13 protein-coding genes and 1 tRNA gene are annotated in these 19,062 nt (G+C 73.2%); 6 read left to right on the top strand and 8 right to left on the bottom strand.

Going from position 1 to position 19,062, the window contains the following annotated elements; genetic code table 11:
• Window positions 1-73: 73 nt before the first annotated feature.
• From ACFYXE_RS32460 to ACFYXE_RS32445, 4 genes are all read right to left on the bottom strand, one after another.
• Entirely contained in the window at window positions 74-670 is a 597-nt protein-coding gene (locus ACFYXE_RS32460) for a 50S ribosomal protein L25/general stress protein Ctc (RefSeq protein WP_389318765.1), read from the bottom strand.
• Window positions 671-860: 190 nt separating this feature from the next.
• Window positions 861-1,835 carry a ribose-phosphate diphosphokinase gene (locus tag ACFYXE_RS32455; RefSeq protein WP_389318763.1) on the bottom strand — a complete coding sequence of 325 codons (975 nt, stop codon included), beginning with the start codon at window positions 1,833-1,835 and terminating at the stop codon, window positions 861-863.
• A 114-nt stretch (window positions 1,836-1,949) separates the two neighbouring features.
• A complete protein-coding gene (gene glmU / locus ACFYXE_RS32450) occupies window positions 1,950-3,398 on the bottom strand; it encodes a bifunctional UDP-N-acetylglucosamine diphosphorylase/glucosamine-1-phosphate N-acetyltransferase GlmU (RefSeq protein WP_361177307.1) in 1,449 nt (482 codons plus the stop codon).
• A gap of 131 nt (window positions 3,399-3,529) precedes the next feature.
• Window positions 3,530-3,600, bottom strand: a tRNA-Gln gene (locus ACFYXE_RS32445).
• A gap of 310 nt (window positions 3,601-3,910) precedes the next feature.
• Here ACFYXE_RS32445 and ACFYXE_RS32440 point away from each other — a divergent pair.
• Complete coding sequence (locus ACFYXE_RS32440; RefSeq protein ID WP_361177311.1) at window positions 3,911-5,230, top strand: histidine kinase; 1,320 nt, start codon at window positions 3,911-3,913, stop codon at window positions 5,228-5,230.
• Window positions 5,231-5,287: 57 nt separating this feature from the next.
• Here the strand turns inward: ACFYXE_RS32440 and ACFYXE_RS32435 are convergent, their stop codons facing one another.
• Window positions 5,288-5,818 (bottom strand): SUKH-3 domain-containing protein, encoded by a 531-nt coding sequence (locus ACFYXE_RS32435; RefSeq protein WP_389318760.1) that lies wholly within the window; start codon window positions 5,816-5,818, stop codon window positions 5,288-5,290.
• A gap of 88 nt (window positions 5,819-5,906) precedes the next feature.
• On the bottom strand, window positions 5,907-6,476 hold the full coding sequence (locus ACFYXE_RS32430) for a YwqJ-related putative deaminase (RefSeq protein ID WP_389318758.1): 570 nt from the start codon (window positions 6,474-6,476) through the stop codon (window positions 5,907-5,909).
• Window positions 6,477-6,803: 327 nt separating this feature from the next.
• Here ACFYXE_RS32430 and ACFYXE_RS32425 point away from each other — a divergent pair, with 327 nt between their 5' ends.
• The 3 genes from ACFYXE_RS32425 to ACFYXE_RS32415 all read left to right on the top strand — a co-directional run bounded on the left by ACFYXE_RS32425 (window position 6,804) and on the right by ACFYXE_RS32415 (window position 11,935).
• Window positions 6,804-7,799 (top strand): SMI1/KNR4 family protein, encoded by a 996-nt coding sequence (locus tag ACFYXE_RS32425; protein ID WP_361177317.1) that lies wholly within the window; start codon window positions 6,804-6,806, stop codon window positions 7,797-7,799.
• 7 nt (window positions 7,800-7,806) lie between these two features.
• Window positions 7,807-10,794, top strand: a complete 2,988-nt coding sequence (locus ACFYXE_RS32420) for an SUKH-4 family immunity protein (RefSeq protein ID WP_389318901.1) — start codon at window positions 7,807-7,809, stop codon at window positions 10,792-10,794.
• Between the two features lie 238 nt (window positions 10,795-11,032).
• A complete protein-coding gene (locus ACFYXE_RS32415) occupies window positions 11,033-11,935 on the top strand; it encodes a cellulose-binding protein (RefSeq protein ID WP_389318755.1) in 903 nt (300 codons plus the stop codon).
• A 139-nt stretch (window positions 11,936-12,074) separates the two neighbouring features.
• On the opposite strand, the gene ACFYXE_RS32410 is transcribed toward ACFYXE_RS32415, so the two are convergent.
• A complete protein-coding gene (locus tag ACFYXE_RS32410; protein WP_389318899.1) occupies window positions 12,075-13,607 on the bottom strand; it encodes an MFS transporter in 1,533 nt (510 codons plus the stop codon).
• Window positions 13,608-14,095: 488 nt separating this feature from the next.
• Here ACFYXE_RS32410 and ACFYXE_RS32405 point away from each other — a divergent pair, with 488 nt between their 5' ends.
• Both ACFYXE_RS32405 and ACFYXE_RS32400 read left to right on the top strand, forming a co-directional pair.
• Complete coding sequence (locus tag ACFYXE_RS32405) at window positions 14,096-14,884, top strand: ABC transporter ATP-binding protein (RefSeq protein ID WP_389318753.1); 789 nt, start codon at window positions 14,096-14,098, stop codon at window positions 14,882-14,884.
• Window positions 14,881-17,463, top strand: coding sequence for an ABC transporter permease (locus ACFYXE_RS32400; RefSeq protein WP_389318751.1), 2,583 nt, complete (start codon window positions 14,881-14,883; stop codon window positions 17,461-17,463). The genes ACFYXE_RS32405 and ACFYXE_RS32400 overlap by 4 nt, the downstream gene beginning before the upstream one ends.
• 85 nt (window positions 17,464-17,548) lie before the next feature.
• Here the strand turns inward: ACFYXE_RS32400 and ACFYXE_RS32395 are convergent, their stop codons facing one another.
• On the bottom strand, window positions 17,549-19,030 hold the full coding sequence (locus ACFYXE_RS32395) for a DUF2079 domain-containing protein (protein ID WP_361181086.1): 1,482 nt from the start codon (window positions 19,028-19,030) through the stop codon (window positions 17,549-17,551).
• Between the last annotated feature and the right edge of the window lie 32 nt (window positions 19,031-19,062).

The raw sequence follows: 19,062 nt of genomic DNA, 5'->3' as shown, positions 1-19,062 counted from the left end.
ACTGCCTCATACGCGGCAGCCGCCGCCCCCCGAGGGAAGCGGCGGCTGCCGTGCCGAACGTGCGTCGCGAGGCTCAGGCCTCGGCGGCCGCGTCGCCCTCGGCCTCGCCCTCGGCCGGGGCCTCCTCGGCCTGCGCGGCCAGGACCTGCAGGACGACCGCGTCGTCCTCGACGGCCAGCGTGACGCCCTTGGGCAGCGGGATGTCCTTGGCGAGAACCGACGCACCGGCGTCCAGGCCCGCGATCGAGACGGTGACCTCGGTCGGGATGTGGGTGGCCTCGGCCTCGACCGGCAGCGTGTTCAGGACGTGCTCGAGCAGGTTGGCGCCCGGCGCGAGCTCACCCTCGGTCTGCACGGGGATCTCGACGGTGACCTTCTCGCCGCGCTTCACGATGAGCAGGTCGACGTGCTTGAGGATGCCCTGACGGAGGGCGTCGCGCTGCACGGCCTTCGGGATCGCCAGCTCGGTCTTGCCGTCCACGTTCAGGGAGATCAGGACGTTCGGCGTGCGCAGCGCCATCAGCAGGTCGTGGCCCGGCAGCGTCAGGTGGACCGGCTCGGCGCCGTGGCCGTACAGGACGCCGGGGACCTTGTCCTCGCGGCGGATGCGGCGGGCGGCGCCCTTGCCGAACTCGGTGCGGGTCTCAGCGGTGAGCTTGACCTCAGACATGTGCACTCCTCGTACAACAGGTGTCGGATGGGGTTACCCGGCCATACGACTGGCCTGCTACGAAGAGCGCGTCGATAACGGACCGCCGCACCAAGAAGTGCGGCCTCCCTCGCCGAGCAACTTCAGAAGTCTACTCGGCCGGGAGGCCACACCCAAAAGGATCTTCAGGGGCCGGGCGGCCCCGGCGGTCCTACTGCTCCTCGAAGAGGCTCGTGACCGAGCCGTCCTCGAACACCTCGCGCACCGCGTTCGCGATCGTCGGCGCGATCGAGAGCACCGTGATCTTGTCGAGCTCCAGCTCGCTCGGCGTCGGCAGCGTGTCCGTGAACACGAACTCGCTGACCTTCGAGTTCTTCAGACGGTCCGCGGCCGGACCCGACAGCACACCGTGCGTCGCCGTCACGATGACGTCCTCGGCACCGTGCGCGAACAGCGCGTCGGCGGCGGCGCAGATCGTGCCACCGGTGTCGATCATGTCGTCGACCAGGACGCAGACGCGGCCCTTGACCTCACCCACGACCTCGTGGACGGTCACCTGGTTCGCGACGTCCTTGTCACGGCGCTTGTGGACGATCGCCAGCGGCGCGCCGAGACGGTCGCACCAGCGGTCGGCGACGCGCACGCGGCCGGCGTCCGGCGAGACCACCGTCAGCTTCGTGCGGTCGACCTTCGCGCCCACGTAGTCCGCGAGGATCGGCAGCGCGAACAGGTGGTCCACCGGGCCGTCGAAGAAGCCCTGGATCTGGTCCGTGTGCAGGTCGACCGTGAGAATGCGGTCCGCGCCCGCGGTCTTCATCAGGTCGGCGATCAGCCGCGCCGAGATCGGTTCACGACCGCGGTGCTTCTTGTCCTGCCGCGCGTAACCGTAGAACGGCACGATGACGGTGATGGAGCGGGCCGACGCGCGCTTCAGCGCGTCGATCATGATCAGCTGCTCCATGATCCACTTGTTGATCGGAGCGGTGTGGCTCTGGATCAGGAAGCAGTCGGCGCCGCGCGCCGACTCCTGGTAGCGGACGTAGATCTCGCCGTTGGCGAAATCGAAGGCCTTCGTCGGCACGATGCCGACACCCAGCTTGTGTGCGACCTCCTCGGCCAACTCGGGGTGGGCGCGGCCGGAGAAGAGCATCAACTTCTTCTCGCCGGTCGTCTTGATCCCGGTCACAGCACTGTCTCCTCAGAGAGTTCTTCCCGCTGCCGTACTCACGCGTCCCGGTGCGTCGAGTCGGCCGAATGTGCACCTATCACGGTACGCCGTGTCAGGCGCACCTGTTTCCGGTCAGCTTTCGCCGGCCGGCTCCCGGGACGCCGCCTCCGCCGCCTTCGCGGCCGCGCTCCCCGGACGCTTTCGGGCCACCCAGCCCTCGATATTCCGCTGCTGGCCCCGGGCGACGGCCAGCGAACCGGCCGGCACGTCCTTCGTGATCACGGACCCGGCGGCGGTGTAGGCACCGTCCCCGACCGTGACGGGAGCCACAAACATGTTGTCCGAACCGGTCCTGCAGTGGGACCCGACCGTCGTGTGGTGCTTGGCCTGGCCGTCGTAGTTCACGAAGACGCTCGCGGCGCCGATGTTGGAGAACTCGCCGATGGTCGCGTCCCCCACGTACGACAGGTGGGGCACCTTCGAACCGTCGCCGATCGTCGCGTTCTTCATCTCCACATACGTACCTGCCTTGGCCTTCACTCCAAGCCGGGTACCCGGCCGCAGATACGCGAACGGGCCCACGCTCGCGCCCTCGCCGATCTCCGCGGTGTCCGCGACGGTGTTGTCCACCCGGGCCCCCGGGCCCACCGTGGTGTCCTTCAGGCGGGTGTTGGGGCCCACCTCGGCGCCCGCGGCCAGGTGCGTCGCACCGTGCAGCTGCGTGCCGGGGTGCACGATCGCGTCCCGCTCGAAGGTGACCGTCGCGTCCACCCAGGTCGACGCGGGGTCCACCACCGTCACACCGGCCAGCATCGCGCCGGTCAGCAGGCGGTCGTTCAAGGTGCGGCGGGCCTGCGCCAGTTGGACGCGGTTGTTGATGCCCGCGATCTCCTCGTGGTCGTCGGCCACGGCGGCACCGACCCGGTGCCCGGCCTCGCGCAGGATCCCCAGGACGTCCGTGAGGTACTCCTCGCCCTGGCTGTTGTCCGTACGGACCTTGCCGAGCGCCTCCGCCAGCAGGCGCCCGTCGAAGGCGAACACCCCCGAGTTGATCTCCCGGATCGCGCGCTGCGCGTCCGAGGCGTCCTTGTGCTCGACGATCGCGGTCACCGCGCCGTCGGCGCCGTCGCGCACGATGCGGCCGTAGCCCGTCGCGTCCGGCACCTCGGCGGTCAGCACGGTCACCGCGTTGCCGTCGCCGTCGTGCGTGGCGGCCAGCTTGCGCAGCGTCTCGCCGGTCAGCAGCGGGGTGTCGCCGCAGACCACGATCACGGTGCCCTCGACGGTGCCGCCGAGCTCGTCCAGCGCGATGCGCACGGCGTGCCCCGTGCCGTTCTGCTCGGCCTGGTAGGCGGTGCGGACCTGCGGCGCGATGACGCCCAGGTGCTCGCGGACCTGCTCGCTCTGGAAGCCGACGACGGTCACGAGCCGCTCGGGCGAGAGCGCGGAGGCGGCGTGGAGCACGTGCCCGATGAGGGAACGACCACAGATCTCGTGCAGGACCTTGGGGCGGTCCGACTTCATACGGGTGCCCTCACCCGCTGCGAGGACGACGACGGCTGCCGGGCGGTTGGCGCTCACGAGGGTGCCCTTCGGCTTCGGATGGGTTGGGGTTCCTCTGGGGGGAGGAGACATCCGCAGGATACCGGGGCGTAGGGGGGTGGAAATGAGGGCGGGTCCCGACCTGGGAGGTCGGGACCCGCATCACGGAGCTCCCGGGGAAGGAATCGAACCCTCATTCAATGGACCAAAACCATTTGTCCTGCCATTAGACGACCCGGGATGGTTCGCCGCACACGTCCGATCTCACCGGTCGGAGCGGTGTGCGGACAACACTATGCCGTACCAGGCGCCCTCGATGCGACGGTGCAACTCGGCCCCGGATTTGCCGGTCGCTCCCGGGTCGGGGCGCGTGATCTCTGTCATGTGACGACGTTCGTCCGGAATGCGGAGGTCCGGTGTCAAAGGGTGAAGGGTTCGACAGGTCGAGGGATAGCGGGTGGTTTCGCTTCTCGTCGAACGGGGCGTGTGCTCGATCACCGCGGGGGAAACTCACCGGAAAACCGGGGCGGAACGCCCGTACGCTGGAGGACATGACCACGACGGGGGACGACGGCACCACGGCCATGACCGGGCCGTGGTGGTGGGAGCGGTGGCGGGGCGCCGCGTTGGACGTGGGGCTCGCCGCGCTGTCCGCGGCGGAGTGCGGGGCGGAGGGGATCGCCTTCGCGCGCGACTCCGGGCTGCCCACGCCGGTGGGGGTCGGCTTCGGCGTGCTCGCGGGGGCCTCGCTGCTGATCCGGCGGCGCTGGCCGATCGCCGTGGTGCTGATATCGATCGCGATCACGCCCGCGCAGATGGGCGTGCTCCTGACGGTCGTCGGCCTCTACACGCTGGCCGCCTCGGAGCTGCCGCGCCGGATCACCGGCGCGCTGGCCGGCATGTCGATGGCGGGGACGCTGGTCGTCGCGCTGGTGCGGGCCAACCAGGACGCGGCGGAGGGCAGCCCGTCGATCGGCAGCGAGTTCATCCCCTTCTTCGCGGTGACCGCCGCGGTCGGCGTGACCGCGCCCCCGGTCCTCCTCGGCCTGTACGTGGGCGCGCGGCGCCGTCTCGTCGAGGGCATGCGGGAGCGGGCGGACAGCCTGGAGCGGGAGCTCCAGCTGCTGGCCGAGCGCGCGGAGGAGCGCGCGGAGTGGGCGCGCAACGAGGAGCGGACGCGGATCGCCCGCGAGATGCACGACGTGGTGGCGCACCGGGTGAGCCTGATGGTCGTGCACGCGGCGGCGCTGCAGGCGGTGGCGCGCAAGGATCCGGAGAAGGCGGTGAAGAACGCCGCGCTGGTCGGGGACATGGGCCGGCAGGCGCTGACCGAGCTGCGCGAGATGCTCGGGGTGCTGCGCGCGGGCGACGGCGCCAAGGCGGTGAAGCCCGCGGAGCCGCTGCCGTTGGCGGCGGTGGGGTTCGCGGCGGCCGCGGCGGCGTCCCGCGCGGTGGACGAGGACGGGCCCTCGCTGGCGGAGCTGGACGAGCTGGTGGGCCAGTCGCGGGCCGCGGGGATGGCCGTGGAGCTCTCGGTGGAGGGCGAGCCGCGGGACTATGCGGCGGACGTCGAGCAGACGGCGTACCGGGTGGTGCAGGAGGCGTTGACCAACGTCCACAAGCACGCGGCGGGCGCGAAGACGTACGTGCGGCTCGCGCACCGGGGCGCCGAGATCGCGATGCAGGTGGAGAACGAACCCCCGCCGGAGGTGGGCTCGGCCGACGCGCGGCTGCCCAGCGGGGGCAATGGCCTGGTGGGCATGAAGGAACGCGTGACGGGTCTGGGCGGGGTGTTCGTGTCGGGGCCGACGGACGGGGGCGGTTTCCGTGTCTCGGCGGTGCTGCCCGCGGCGGCGGTGGCGTTGGGCTAGGCCGGATCCGCGAGGTCCCGGCCGTCGGCTCCCCTCCCCGGGGGCGTGTTCCTGTTTCTACGCTCCCGCGCTCGCCGACAGGCGGACCGGCTGGGCGCCCGTGACGAGCGTGGCGAGCGCCTGGTCGATGTGGGCGCCGAGGAACCAGTCGCCGCTGTGGTCGAGGCTGTAGACGCGGCCCTCGGTGTCGATGGCGAGCAGCGCCTGGGTGTCGGTCTCCTCGCCGATGGGGCAGACCTCGGTGTCCAGGGCGCGGCCGAGGTCGCCGAGGGTGCGGGCGAGGTGCAGGCCGTACATGGGGTCGAGGTGCACGGTGGCCGGGGCTATCTGGCGGCCGGGGCCCTGCGGGGTGATGTGCAGGCCGCCGAATTCGGCCCAGGCCTCGACGGCGGCGGGGAAGACGGTGTGCCGGTGTCCGGCGGGTGAGGTGTGGCCGCGCAGGGCGTCGGCCCAGATCTCCGCCTGCTTTATGTCCCAGTGGCCCGGGCGCCAGCCCGCGGCGCGGAGCGCGGCGTCGACGGGGACGGGGAAGCGGGTGGAGCCGCCGGCGGCCGGTGCGGTGGTCGTGGCGGGTTGCTCGGGGTGCATGGGGTGGCCCTTGTTCTCTGGGGCGGACGGTCGTGGGGACGGGCGGTCGGTGGGTGGGGCGCCGGTCCTGCGGGTGTCCGGGGGGCGGTCAGGCCTCGGCGGTGGGGTCGACGACCCGTACGCCGAAGTGGGCCGTGAGGGCGGAGCAGGAGCGGCAGGGCTGGGCGAAGGCGCCGTGCAGGGGGTCGCCGTCCTCGCGGATGCGGCGGGTGGTGAGTTTGGCGTGTTTGAGTGCCTTGCGGGCCTCGCCGTTGGTCATCGCCTTGCGCGAGGCGCGTTTGGAGCGGCTCGCGTCGGCGGCGCCGAGGTGGCGTGAGATGAGGATCGCCTCGGCGCAGCGGCCGGTGAAGCGTTCGCGCTGGCCGCTGGTGAGGGTGTCCAGGAAGTCCTGGACGAGCGGGTGCAGGGCGGGGGGTTCCTCGCCGCGGCCCGCGGTGCAGGTGAGGGTGGTCTGGCCGCGTACGGAGAGGGCGGCGGCGACGGTGGGCAGGATGCCGTCGCGGCGCTGGCGCAGGACGGGTGCGTGGGCGGCCGTGGTGCTCCAGCCGACTCTGGGGTCTCCGGTGGCCCGGTCCGTCCCGTGGTCCCTCGTGCCGTCGGTGGTGGCTGCCGTGGTGGGCAGTGTGTGGCCGGGCATGCCGCTCTGTGCCGTCTGCATCGTGCTCTTCCCTCCCCCTGCTGCGCGGTCGTCACCGCGTGTGCCACGCCCCCGCGTCGCGGGGACAGCCTGCCAAATGGGGCGGGTGGTGCGGAAGCTGGGGCACTGCGACACGCCTGGCTTTCCGTCGGGTTTCGTCGCACGGTGACCGTCCGGTGGCTGGTGGTCATGGAAGCGGAGGCCCGGTGACCGGTGCCGTTCTTGCGCATAGGCTGTGTCGACGTCGCCGGGCCGGAGGCGGTTCTCGCGAGCCGGTTGAGCCGGTTCTGCCGGTCGGTCCGTACGACGGAACCAGAACCTTCCACAGTGCCGCAGGGGGCAACCGCCATGACGACAGGTCGGCTGGGGCAGCAGTCCGCGCCGCCGAACGCGGCCTACGCCGGGCAGGTCGTGCACTTCCCGGATCCGGTCCGGGCCGCGCGCCATCCCAGAGGGGTGCGGGTCGACGAGCACGGTTATCCGGACTTCTCGGCGTACGCGCGGGCGGCCGCCGAGATCGCCGAGCCCCCGGAGGGCTTCGGCGTGGACGAACTGCGCCTGACGGACTACGTGTCGGCGAACGCGGCGTCGGCGGCCGAGGGGCACGAGCTGTGGGACACGATTCCCGCGGTGGCGACCCCGCACGGCTGGACCTGGCACCACGTGCCGAACAGCCGTCGGCTCGAACTGGTGCCGGTCGAGGTGAAGGCGCTGCTGCGCCACCACGGCGGGATCGCGACGACGCCGGTGGACCAGGACAAGCGGGGCACGCGTCCGCTGCAGGAGACGCGGCCGGCGCACTTCGCGCTGCCGAAGTCGGCGGTGGCGGTGACCGAGCAGCAGGTCCAGGGCGTGGAGGAGGACCTGGGGTACCGGCTGCCGGGCGCCTACCGGACGTTCCTGAAGGCGGCGGGCGGTTGCGCGCCGGTCGGTGCCGCGCTCGACGCGGAGCTGGGCCTCCTGGTGGACCAGCCGTTCTTCACGGTGCGCGACGAGGCCGCGGTGAACGATCTGGTGTACGTGAACAAGTGCCTGCGCGACCATCTCACCAAGGACTACCTGGGAGTCGGGTTCGTGCAGGGCGGTCTGCTGGCCGTGAAGGTCAAGGGCGACCGGGTCGGGTCGGTGTGGTTCTGCGCGTACGACGACGCGCGGGACGTCTCGGAGGCGGCTTCGTGGCCGCCGGCCGAGCGGGTGCGGCGGCTGCTGCTGCCGTGCGGCGACGATTTCGACGCGTTCCTGTCCCGGCTCGCGGGCAATCCGCCGGAGCTGGAGACCGTGGCGAACCTGATGGTGGACGGCGGCTTCGCGCAGGCCGTCCCCGTGTCCTCGGGTGGGGAGTGACGTGGCGATGGTGACCTTCGCGCAGGCGCAGGAGCGCGCCGAGGAGTGGATCAACGGCGAGGTGCCCGGCTATCAGCACCGTGAGGTGCGGGTCCGGGAGTTCGACCTGGGGTTCGTCGTGTGGGCCGAGGACCGGGAGAACGGTCCGGTGTCCGACGGCGGCGCCCAGCGGCTCGTCATCGCGCGGGACAGCGGCGAGGCCACGCTGTGGCCCGGGCTGCCGGTGGGCGAGGTGATCCGGCGGTACGAGGAGGAGTACGGGCTGCCGGACGTGGGTCCGCAGGACGCGGCGCCCCCGCCGCCGGAGCGGGTCGACCTGAACCAGACGTCGTTCCTGTTGAGCCCGCCGGAGTGGCTCCAGGAGGCGGCGGACAAGCTCGGCATTCCGGACCGGCGGGCGGGGGCGGGGGCGGGTGCGCGGGCCGACGAGGACGCGGAGCGGGCCGACGAGGCCGCGGAGCCGCAGGACTTGGCGCCGTCGCCATCTCCGTCGCCTTCCCCTTCCCCTTCCCCTTCCCCTTCCCCTTCCCCTTCCCCTTCCCCTGCTCCTTCTCCGTTCTCTTCTCCGTCTCCGGCCGCGGCTTCGGCTTCGCCGGACGGGCTTGCGGAGACGGGGAGTTCGGGCCCTGCGGCGCCGGGCGGCGGTACGCCGTGGCCCGCGGCGGCGGACGGGGGCGGCGAGCCGGAGCGGGCCGACAGCCTGCCCGCGACGTCGCCGGGCCTGCCCGCGGGGGCGACCCCGTGGGCCGGTACGGACACCAACGCGGACGAGGGCGACGACCACTCGGTGGCGCTGCCCGCGACGGTGTTCGCGCCGCCGCTGGCCAACCTCGACGAGGACGACGCGCCGCCGCCGAGTGCCGCGCCGGAAGCCAAGACGGCCCTGATGCACGGGGGCAGCCAGCTGCCGCGGACGTCGGTCGCGCCCGCCCTGGACGACGCGTCGCCGGGCGGCCCCACCGCCCCGCCGCCGAACGCGTCGCAGCCGCCTGCCGGTTCGCCGCCGCCTCCGTCGGGTGCTTCGGCTTACGGCTATCCGCAGGCGCCTGCCGCACCTGCGGGTCCGCCGCCGAACGCGTCGCAGCCGCCTGCCGGTTCGCCGCCGCCTCCGCCGCCGGGTGCTTCCGCTTACGGCTATCCGCAGGGGCCCGACGCCTCGGCAGCGGCCGGTGACCTCGCCTCCGCCGCCACGAGCAAGGCGGACGGGCCGCGGGGGAGCGGTGCGGGCACGCCGCCGCCTCCCGCCCCGCCGGGTGCGCCCGCCGCGCCCGCGGGGAGTACGCCGCCGCCGTCCGGGCCCGGTGCGCCCGGCACGCCTGCCGGTGGGTACGTCCCGACGCAGCTCGTCTCCTCGCTCGGCCCGGACGGGCAGCCCGGGCCGCCCGCGGCACCGGGTGCGCCCCAGCCGCCCGGCGCCCCGGGTGCTCCGGCCGCTCCCGGCACGCCGGGTACGCCTGGTACCCCGGGTACGCCTCCGGGCGGTGTCCACCATGCCGCGACGATGCTGGCGGATCCGAGCATGGGCGGTCCCGGTGGTGTGAAGCCGCCGGGTGCTCCCGGTGCTCCGCAGCCTCCCGGTCCGCCCGGTGCTCCGGGTGCGCCCCAGCCTCCCGGCCCGCCCGGTGCTCCGGGCGCCCCGCAGCCTCCGGGTCCGCCCGGCGCCCCCGGTACGCCTCCGGGCGGTGTCCACCACGCGGCGACGATGCTGGCGGATCCGAGCATGGGCGGTCCCGGTGGTGTGAAGCCGCCGGGTGCTCCCGGTGCGCCCCAGCCCCCGGGTCCGCCCGGCGTTCCCGGTGCTCCCCAGCCTCCCGGTCCGCCCGGCGCCCCGCTGCCGCCCGCGGCCCCCGGTACGCCTCCGGGCGGTGTCCACCACGCCGCGACGATGCTGGCCGGCCCCGCCGTCGGCGGTCCGGGCGCGCCCGGTATGCCGCCGCCCGCCCCGGGCATGCCCGGACCCGGCGCGCCCGGTGTGCCGCCGGGCGGGCAGCCGTACGGCTATCCGCAGCCGCCCGTCGGCCAGCCGACCGTCGGCCCCGGCTACCAGGCCGTGCTGCGCTACCGCGCCGCCGACGGCTCCGAGCAGCAGGTCATCCGCCGCTCGGCGCCCGGCACCCCGCACCCGGAGTGGCAGATCCTGCACGAGCTGCGCGGCATGAACGTGCCGCCGCAGCAGGTCCTGGAGCTGCACACCGAGCTGGAGTCGTGCGAGCTGCCGGGCGCGTACTGCGCCCGGATGATCCGCGAGACCTGGCCGCAGGCGCGGATCACCTCGATCGCCCCGTACGGCAGGGACCACGCGTCGCGCCGGCAGGGCATGCAGCAACTCCTCGCCCACCAGGGCGAGCTGCACCAGGTGGCGGACGGCCCGGCCAGGCCCGCGCCGGTGCGGGCACCGCTGCAGCCGATGCCGCCCGTCCCGCCGATCCCGCCGGAGGGCGTCGCGCAGGAGCTGGCCGCGGCCTTCGGCCCCGGCATCTTCCGCTTCGACCAGCGGGCGGTGTCGCGCCAGGGCGTGCCGGACATCGTGGCGCACACGCTCGTGGTGGCGGGGCTGCCCGTCGACTTCGGGCCGTTCTTCTGGGCGCAGGCCCAGCCGGGCAGGCCGGTGCCGACCCTGGCGGAGCTGGCGCAGGAGCGGGGGGTGCAGGCCGCGTCGGACGCGGGCTCGTACCTGGTGATGGGCAGCGACTTCGGCCGCGCCCTGTGCGTGCAGTACGGGACGGCGAACATCGTGGCCGTGCCGGTGGAGGCGGGGCCCGGCGGTGCGCCGGTGCCGCCGCAGTTCGTGAACACCGGGCTGCCCGAGTTCACCCGCTGCATGGCGCTGCTCGGCCGGATGTGGCGGCTGCGGTACGGGCTCAACCAGGAGCAGGCGGGCCGCTGGACCGTCGACTTCCAGAGCCAGCTCGCCGCCCTGGACCCGGCGGCGCTCGCGTCGCCGGAGAGCTGGTGGTCGGTGCTCCTAGAGCAGATGTGGGACGGCCTGCTGTAGCCCGTCGTCGTACGGCACGACGTGCCGGACCGAGGCGCCCGACCCCCGGAAGGGGGCGGGCGCCTCGGCCGTGCGCGGCCGGGGACGACACCCCGATTCCGACTTCTGCCACCAATTGGCGCATCCTTGACCGGGTGGAGTGGGCGGAGTGTCGCGTTATGAGCACTTCCACTTGATCCATCAAGATGTGCGCCAATCGTGCTGTACGCGCGTGGTACCTCGGAGAGGGGATCCAAGGATGAGCAGCAGCGGTGCATCGTCGTCGCCGCACGGCTTCGTCACCGTGCGGGGGCGCGGCTACCGTCCCGAACAGGTCGAGGCGTACGCCGCCGCCCTGTCCCAGGAGCGCGACGGGTCGTGGGAGCGCGCGGCCCGGCTGACCGTCCTGGCCAAGGAGATGGAGGCGGAGGCCGAGCGCCTGCGGGACGTGGTGTCCCGGCTCGCCCCTCAGACGTACGAGACGCTCGGAGAGCGGGCCCGGCAGATCCTGGCGCTCGCCGAGACCGAGGGGGCCGCCGTCCTGGAGGCGGCCAGGGCCGACGCGCAGGCGGTGACGGAGGCCGCGGAGGCGGGGGCGCGGGAGCTGCGGGACGCCGCGCGCGCGGCGGCCGACGCGGTCGGCGCGGACGCGGAGGAGCGGGCGGACCGGCGCCTGCGCGCGGACCGGACCACGGCCGACGAGGCGCGGCTCGCCGCCCGGCGGGACGTGAAGGAGTGGCGGGGCGAGGCGCTCGCGGCGCTGCGGGAGATGCGGCAGCGGTGCGAGGGGATGCTCGCGGAGCAGGAGAAGGAGCACAAGGAGCGGTGGGAGGCCGCCGAGCGGGAGGCGGCGGACCGCGAGGCGGCGTCGGACGCGTGGGAGGCGGAGCGGGTGGCCGCCGCCGAGGCGCGCCTGTCGGAGGCCAAGCGGGCCTTCGCCGAGGCGGAGGAGTCCGCACGTCACCGCCAGGAGGACGCGGAGGCCCGTGCCGCGGAGCTGGTCGCGGAGGCCGGCGTCGTCGAGGAGCGGGTGGCCCGCGAGACGGAGCGGGTGCTGCGCGAGCACGGCGAGCAGTGGGACGAGGTGCGGGCCCACATGGACCACGTCCGCACCAGCCTGGCCGCCCTGACGGGCCGCGCCCCGGCGGAGGAGACACCGTAGGGAAGGGCCCCCGCCCTGGGCTCCCCGCCCTGGGGCCCAGCCCTGGGGTCCCGCGCCCGCCCGACGGACCGCCGGATGCGGGGGGGCGTGAACCGAGCGGTGAACCGTTCGCCCTCGGCCAGGAGCACCGGAGGCGCGGTCACTTCGGCGGCACCCGTTCCGGTCGGGGTGCGAGGTGGTTCTCCTGGAGGACCGGGAAGCGGCGGGGGGCCAGGAAGAGGAGGACCAGGAGGGCGGCCAGGGCCGCGCAGGCCGCGCCCAGGTAGACCGCGTCGACCGCCGCGTCGACGGCCCGGCGCAGGGGTTCGGGGTCGGCGACGGAGCCGGGGTCGTCCAGGATGCGGGCCACCGAGTCCAGGGAGCCCGAGCCGCCGAGGCGGGCGCTCAGGACGCCGTTGGCGACCGCGCCGAAGAGGGCGGCGCCCAGGGTCTGGCCGATCTGGCGGCAGAAGAGGACGGAGGCGGTGGCCGTGCCGCGTTCGGCCCAGCCGACGGTGGACTGGACGCCGACGATCAACGGCAGTTGGAAGAGGCCGAGCGCGGCGCCGAGCAGCAGCATGAGCAGGGCCGGCTGCCAGGCGCTGCCGGGGTAGGGCAGGAGCAGGAACGCGAAGAGGATCAGGGCGGCGGCGCCGATGCCGACGACGGCGGTGTTGCGGAAGCCGATCCTGCGGTAGACGTGCTGGCTGAGCGCGGCCGAGACGGGCCAGCTCAGCGTCATCACGGAGAGCACGAACCCGGCGGCGACGGGCGCGAGTCCGAGCACGGACTGGGCGTAGGTCGGCAGGAAGACCGTGGGGGCGACCATGAGCAGGCCGAGCGCGCCGAGGGCGAGGTTCACCGCGGCGATGGTGCGGCGCTGCCAGACCCAGCCGGGGATGATCGGCTCGGCCGCCCTGCGCTCGATGAGGACGACGGCGCCGATCAGCGCGAGCCCGGCGGCGAACAGGGCGAGGGACGGCGCGGACAGCCAGTCCCAGGCGACGCCGCCCTGCACGAGGGCGGTCAGGAGCGTGCCGCCGCAGGCGAAGACGGCGAGCGCGCCGGGCCAGTCGACGCGGCCGCGCGGGACGCTCTCCCGTTCGGGTTCGTGCAGGTGGCGCACGATCAGCCAGAGGGCGACCGCCCCGATGGGCAGATTGATCAGGAAGATCCAGCGCCAGTCCGCGTACGAGGCGATGAAGCCGCCGAGCGCGGGTCCCGCGACGGCCGAGGTGGCCCAGACGGTCGACAACTTCGCCTGGATCTTGGGGCGTTCCTTGAGCGGGTAGAGGTCGGCCGCGAGGGTCTGCACGGTGCCCTGGACCGCGCCGCCGCCCAGCCCCTGGACGACGCGGAAGGCGATGAGCGACTCCATGTTCCAGGCGCACGCGCAGAGCGCCGAGCCCAGCAGGAACAGCACGCAGCCCACGACGAGCACCGGCTTGCGGCCGAAGGTGTCGGAGAGCTTGCCGTAGACGGGCAGGGTGACGGTGGCGGCGAGGAGGTAGCCGGAGAAGAGCCAGGAGAAGATCGAGAAGCCGCCCAGCGAGCCCACGATCTGCGGGACGGCGGTCGACACGATCGTCGAGTCGACGGCGGCCAGCGCCATGGCCAGCATGAGCGCGGCGACGACCGCGCCCCTGCCGCGTATCGCGTCCTGGGTGCCCACGGAACTTCCTTCCCCCTGCATCCGGTTGCTGCGGGCCACTTTCTCACCCGGCGGAGGTGGAGGGCAGGGTGGAGGCAACCCTGAGGTGATCTCCACCGGCGGGTGGAGATCCCCTAGGGGTACCTCCGTACATCGGACCGGGGGGCGTTCGTCCCGCCGGAGGATGAGGCGGGCCCCGGGCTGTTCTTAGATTGTCTTTACGAGCCGGGCACGGGGGCGGCTCGTACGGCGGCTCGTACGGGGCTCGGAGAACCACACCAACAAGGGTGGGGTTTTCCCCCGGAAAAGACTGCGCTGAGCACCAGCGCGCCGGACCCCCTCGCGGCCGGAGACTGAGGACGCGCCGAAGTCGTACCGCTCACACCGCACTTCACGCGCGCCGCACCACCACACCACCACCGCGCCGCACCGCCCGCGCAGGGCACACCGCGCGGACCCGCACGCACCGCACGCACCGTGAAGTACCGCACACACCTGACGCATCGCATGACCGACATAGGAGACGTACCGTGACAACGGCTGTGACCACACCCAGGCACGGGGGCACTGGAGGGCGTACGGCCGTGGCGGCTCGGGCGCGCCAGGTCGTGAAGGCGTACGGCACCGGGGAGACCCGCGTCGTCGCGCTCGACCACATCGACGTGGACATCGCCCGCGGGCAGTTCACCGCGATCATGGGGCCCTCCGGCTCCGGCAAGTCCACCCTGATGCACTGCCTCGCCGGCCTCGACACGGTCAGCAGCGGGCAGATCTACCTCGACGAGACCGAGATCACCGGCCTCAAGGACAAGAAGCTCACGCGGCTGCGCCGGGACCGGATCGGCTTCATCTTCCAGGCGTTCAACCTGCTGCCCACCCTGAACGCCATCGAGAACATCACGCTCCCGATGGACATCGCGGGCCGCAGGCCCGACCGCGGCTGGCTCGACCAGGTCGTGGAGACCGTGGGCCTGGCCGGGCGCCTCAAGCACCGCCCCACCGAGCTCTCCGGCGGCCAGCAGCAGCGCGTCGCCGTGGCCCGCGCCCTCGCCTCCCGGCCCGAGATCATCTTCGGTGACGAGCCGACCGGAAACCTCGACTCCCGCGCCGGCGCCGAGGTGCTGGGCTTCCTGCGCCGCTCGGTCACCGAGCTCGGCCAGACCATCGTGATGGTCACCCACGACCCGGTCGCCGCCTCGTACGCGGACCGCGTCCTGTACCTCGCCGACGGCCGGATCGTCGACGAGATGCACCAGCCGACCGCCGACCAGGTCCTGGACCGCATGAAGTCCTTCGACGCGCGGGGGCGTACGTCATGACCGTCCTCAAGACCTCGATGCGCAACTTCTTCGCGCACAAGGGCCGCATGGCGCTCTCCGCGGTCGCCGTGGTCCTCTCGGTGGCGTTCGTGTGCGGCACCCTCGTCTTCTCCGACACCCTGAGCACCACCTTCGACAAGCTCTTCGCGGCGACCTCCGCCGACGTCACCGTCAGCCCCGAGTCCGCCGGGGACGCGGGCGACACGCCGCGCAGCGGCAAGCCCGAGTCGCTGCCCGCCTCCGTCGTCGGACAGGTGGCGAAGGCGCCGGGCGTGAAGTCCGCCGAGGGCGCGGTCAGCAGCCAGAGCGTGACCGTCGTCGACGACCGGAACAAGAACATGGGGCCGACCAGCGGCGGCCCGACCATCGCGGGCAACTGGACGCGCAACGAGCTGCGTTCGATGGACATCACCTCCGGCCACGCCCCGCGCGGCCCCGCCGACGTGATGATCGACGCCGACACCGCCGACAAGCACCACCTCAAGATCGGCGACGAGCTGCGCACCATCGCCGCGACCGGCGACCACACCGCGAGGATCTCCGGCATCGCCACCTTCAAGGTGACCAACCCCGGTGCCGCGATCGTCTACTTCGACACCCGGACCTCGCAGCGCGAACTCCTGGGCGCTACCGGCCGGTTCACGCACGTCAACCTGGCCGCCGAGGCGGGCGTCAGCGACAGCGCCCTGAAGGCGGACGTCGCCAGGACGCTGGACACGTCCCGCTACGAGGTCCGCACGCAGCAGGAGACCGCCGACGACAACCGCAAGGACGTCGGCAGCTTCCTCGACGTGATGAAGTACGCGATGCTCGGCTTCGCCGGGATCGCCTTCCTCGTCGGCATCTTCCTCATCATCAACACCTTCTCGATGCTGGTCGCCCAGCGCACCCGCGAGATCGGCCTGATGCGGGCCATCGGGTCCAGCCGCAAGCAGGTCAACCGCTCGGTGCTCGTCGAGGCGCTGCTGCTCGGCGTCTTCGGCTCGGTCCTCGGCGTCGGCGCGGGCATCGGCCTGGCGATCGGCCTGATGAAGCTGATGGCCGGGATGGGCATGGAACTGTCCACCGGCGACCTCACGGTGAAGTGGACGACGCCGGTCCTCGGCATGGTCCTCGGCATCGTCGTCACCGTCCTCGCCGCCTACCTCCCCGCACGACGGGCCGGCAAGGTCTCGCCGATGGCCGCACTGCGCGACGCGGGCACCCCGGCCGACGGCAGGGCGAGCGCGCTGCGCGCCGTCATCGGCCTGGTCCTGACCGGCGCGGGCGGCTTCGGCCTCTACACCGCGGCGCAGGCCGACAAGGCGAGCGAGGGCTCGCTCTTCCTGGGCGGCGGCGTCGTCCTGACCCTCATCGGCTTCGTCGTCATCGGCCCGGTGCTCGCCTCCGGCGTGGTCCGCGTCATCAGCGCCCTGCTGCTGCGGATGTTCGGCCCGGTCGGACGGATGGCCGAGCGCAACGCGCTGCGCAACCCGCGCCGCACCGGCGCCACCGGCGCGGCCCTGATGATCGGCCTCGCGCTGGTCGCCTGCCTCTCCGTCGTCGGCTCCTCGATGGTGGCCTCGGCCACCGACGAGCTCGACAAGTCGGTCGGCGCCGACTTCATCGTCCAGCCCACCCAGCCCGGCATCTCCATCACCGAGAAGGCCGCCCGGTCCCTGGGCACCGCCGACCACATCGCGCACATCACCCGCTACAAGCAGATCAACGCGGACATGACGACGCCCGCCGGCAAGAAGGTCGACGGCGTCGGCCTGAGCGCCGCCGACCCGTCCTACGCCACCGACCTGCGCCGCGAGACCGTCGCGGGCAAGCTGCCCGCCGCCTACGGCAAGGACGCCATGTCGGTCGGCGACGCTTTCGCCGCCGAGCACGGGCTGAAGGTCGGCGACCGGCTGAAGATCGCCTTCGAGCACGGCAGGACGGCCACCCTGCGGCTCGCGGCGATCACCGAGGACGACACGTCGGTCGACAAGGGCGCGATGTACCTCAACATCACGACGATGGAGCGGTACGTCCCCGCCGACCGGATCCCGCAGAACGACATGATGTTCGCCTCGGCCGACAAGGGTCAGGAGAAGGCCGCCTACGCCTCCCTGAAGGAGTCCCTGGAGAAGTACCCGCAGTACAAGGTGATGGACCAGACCGACTTCAAGCAGACGCTGAAGGACCAGGTCGGCCAGCTCCTGAACATGGTCTACGGCCTGCTGGGCCTCGCGATCATCGTCGCGATCCTCGGCGTGGTGAACACCCTGGCCCTCTCGGTGGTGGAGCGCACCCGCGAGATCGGCCTGATGCGGGCGATCGGTCTCTCCCGCCGCCAGCTGCGCCGCATGATCCGCATGGAGTCGGTGGTCATCGCCCTGTTCGGCGCGCTGCTCGGCCTCGGTCTCGGCATGGGCTGGGGCGCCACCGCCCAGAAGCTGCTGGCCCTGGAGGGCCTGAAGGTCCTGGAGATCCCCTGGCCGACGATCGTCGCGGTCTTCGTCGGGTCGGCGTTCGTGGGCCTGTTCGCCGCGCTGGTGCCCGCCTTCCGGGCCGGCCGGATGAACGTCCTCGACGCCATCGCCACCGAATAGCCACCGCCACGGGGGAGCGGGGGACGGCCCCGGCCGGCGCGTCACGCGCCCGCCGGGGCCGCCGTACGTGCGGGCCGGGCGCCGCTCACTCCCGGCGCAGCAGCACGTAGCCGTGGGCGGTGTCCTCGGCCACGTAGTGCGTGCCCGGGTGCAGCGACTCGGCGTACGCGACGGGGTTCTTGGTCCAGCCGTCGCGGACGTCCAGGGCGAAGTAGTCGGGCACGACCGGACGGGCCGCGCCCACCCAGAAGACCCGGGTCCGCGAGGTCAGCCGGGAGATCGGGCCGATGTTCGCCTCGACGGTCGCGTCGTCCGGGATCCGGTCCAGCATCCGCTCGACGGCGACGACCTGCTTGCTCTTCTCGTACGTCGCCGCCTCGGTGAGGCCGCCGATCGGCAGCGCGGTGGTCAGGGCGAGGGCGGCCGCGGCGGCGCAGGCGGGCAGCCGGTCCGCGTACGCGCGCAGCCACGGCCGCCGGTCGCGGCGCGCGGTGTGCGCGGCGTCGGCGAGGGCGAGCAGGACGACCGGCATCAGGACGGCGCTGTAGTGCCAGTCGGTGCCCCAGTAGTGGTCGTCGGCGGACAGGAACCGCCAGCCCACGGTGGGCAGGGCGACCAGCAGCAGCGGGGAGCGCAGGGCGAGCAGCCCGCCGGTGGGGATCAGCAGCCAGGCCAGCGTGCGCAGCTTGGTGCCGGTGCCGTCGAGGAGACCGGCGGCGCCGCCCGCCTCGCCGACCTTGTCCCAGTAGTCGTACGCGCCGACGGAGTTGAAGGCGGGGACGACCAGCGTGAGGGTGACCAGGGTGGCGACCGCGCCGAACGCGGCGACGCCCAGGGCCCAGGGCACGGCCTTCGGGTCCGTGCGGCGGGAGCGGATCGCCACGACGACGGCGAGCGCCGCGAGCGTCACGCCCAGGTCCTCCTTGACCAGGACCAGCGGCAGCGCCCACAGCAGCGCGGCCCGCGGGCGCCCGCGCAGCAGCGCCTCCAGGGCGAAGGCGATCAGCGGCACGGCGAAGCAGATCTCGTGGAAGTCGAAGTCGACGGCGCGCTGGATGCCCCAGGACAGGCCGTAGGCCACGCCGACGCAGAGCCCGGACGCCCGGCCCAGGAGCCGGGTGGCGGCCCGGGTGACGGGGATCGCGGAGACGGCCAGGAGCAGCGCCTGGGCGACGAGCAGGGTCAGCGGGGAGGGGAAGAGGCGGTACGCCGGGGCGAGGAGGGCGGTGATGGGGCTGAAGTGGTCGCCCAGGATGTTGGCGCCGGGCCCCTTGAGGTCGGCGACCGGCACCTGGAGGTGGGCGTAGGCGCGGACGGCCTGTTCGAAGATGCCGAGGTCCCAGGACAGGGACTCCAGGCGCCGCCACCGGTTGACGGACACGAGGGTGTACGCGACGAACAGCACGGCGGCCAGCAGGTGGGGGGCGGCGTTCCCGAGGAGTCGCGGGGCGCGGTTCCGGAGCCGTGCGGGCACGCCGGTGGCGGGCGCGGGGCGGGTCCGGTCCCGCCCCGGTATGAGCTCGTCGGCGCGCTCCTGGGCGGGGAGGTCGGTCTGGGCTCCGGGCATGGGGTGGCTTTCTGGTGGGAGGCGGTGCGGCC

This window comes from Streptomyces sp. NPDC002564 (assembly GCF_042889645.1).
Taxonomy (GTDB): Bacteria; Actinomycetota; Actinomycetes; order Streptomycetales; family Streptomycetaceae; genus Streptomyces.
Note: the sequence above shows the minus strand (reverse complement) of the source record. Positions and strands in the feature narration are given on the sequence as shown.

What these genes read in the sequence shown, in the direction of transcription:
- ACFYXE_RS32460 (WP_389318765.1), bottom strand. Translation starts at nt 670, where the DNA reads ATGTCTGAGGTCAAGCTCACCGCTGAGACCCGCACCGAGTTCGGCAAG.
- ACFYXE_RS32440 (WP_361177311.1), top strand. Translation starts at nt 3,911, where the DNA reads ATGACCACGACGGGGGACGACGGCACCACGGCCATGACCGGGCCGTGG.
- ACFYXE_RS32435 (WP_389318760.1), bottom strand. Translation starts at nt 5,818, where the DNA reads ATGCACCCCGAGCAACCCGCCACGACCACCGCACCGGCCGCCGGCGGC.
- ACFYXE_RS32430 (WP_389318758.1), bottom strand. Translation starts at nt 6,476, where the DNA reads ATGCAGACGGCACAGAGCGGCATGCCCGGCCACACACTGCCCACCACG.
- ACFYXE_RS32425 (WP_361177317.1), top strand. Translation starts at nt 6,804, where the DNA reads ATGACGACAGGTCGGCTGGGGCAGCAGTCCGCGCCGCCGAACGCGGCC.
- ACFYXE_RS32420 (WP_389318901.1), top strand. Translation starts at nt 7,807, where the DNA reads ATGGTGACCTTCGCGCAGGCGCAGGAGCGCGCCGAGGAGTGGATCAAC.
- ACFYXE_RS32415 (WP_389318755.1), top strand. Translation starts at nt 11,033, where the DNA reads ATGAGCAGCAGCGGTGCATCGTCGTCGCCGCACGGCTTCGTCACCGTG.
- ACFYXE_RS32410 (WP_389318899.1), bottom strand. Translation starts at nt 13,607, where the DNA reads ATGCAGGGGGAAGGAAGTTCCGTGGGCACCCAGGACGCGATACGCGGC.
- ACFYXE_RS32400 (WP_389318751.1), top strand. Translation starts at nt 14,881, where the DNA reads ATGACCGTCCTCAAGACCTCGATGCGCAACTTCTTCGCGCACAAGGGC.
- ACFYXE_RS32395 (WP_361181086.1), bottom strand. Translation starts at nt 19,030, where the DNA reads ATGCCCGGAGCCCAGACCGACCTCCCCGCCCAGGAGCGCGCCGACGAG.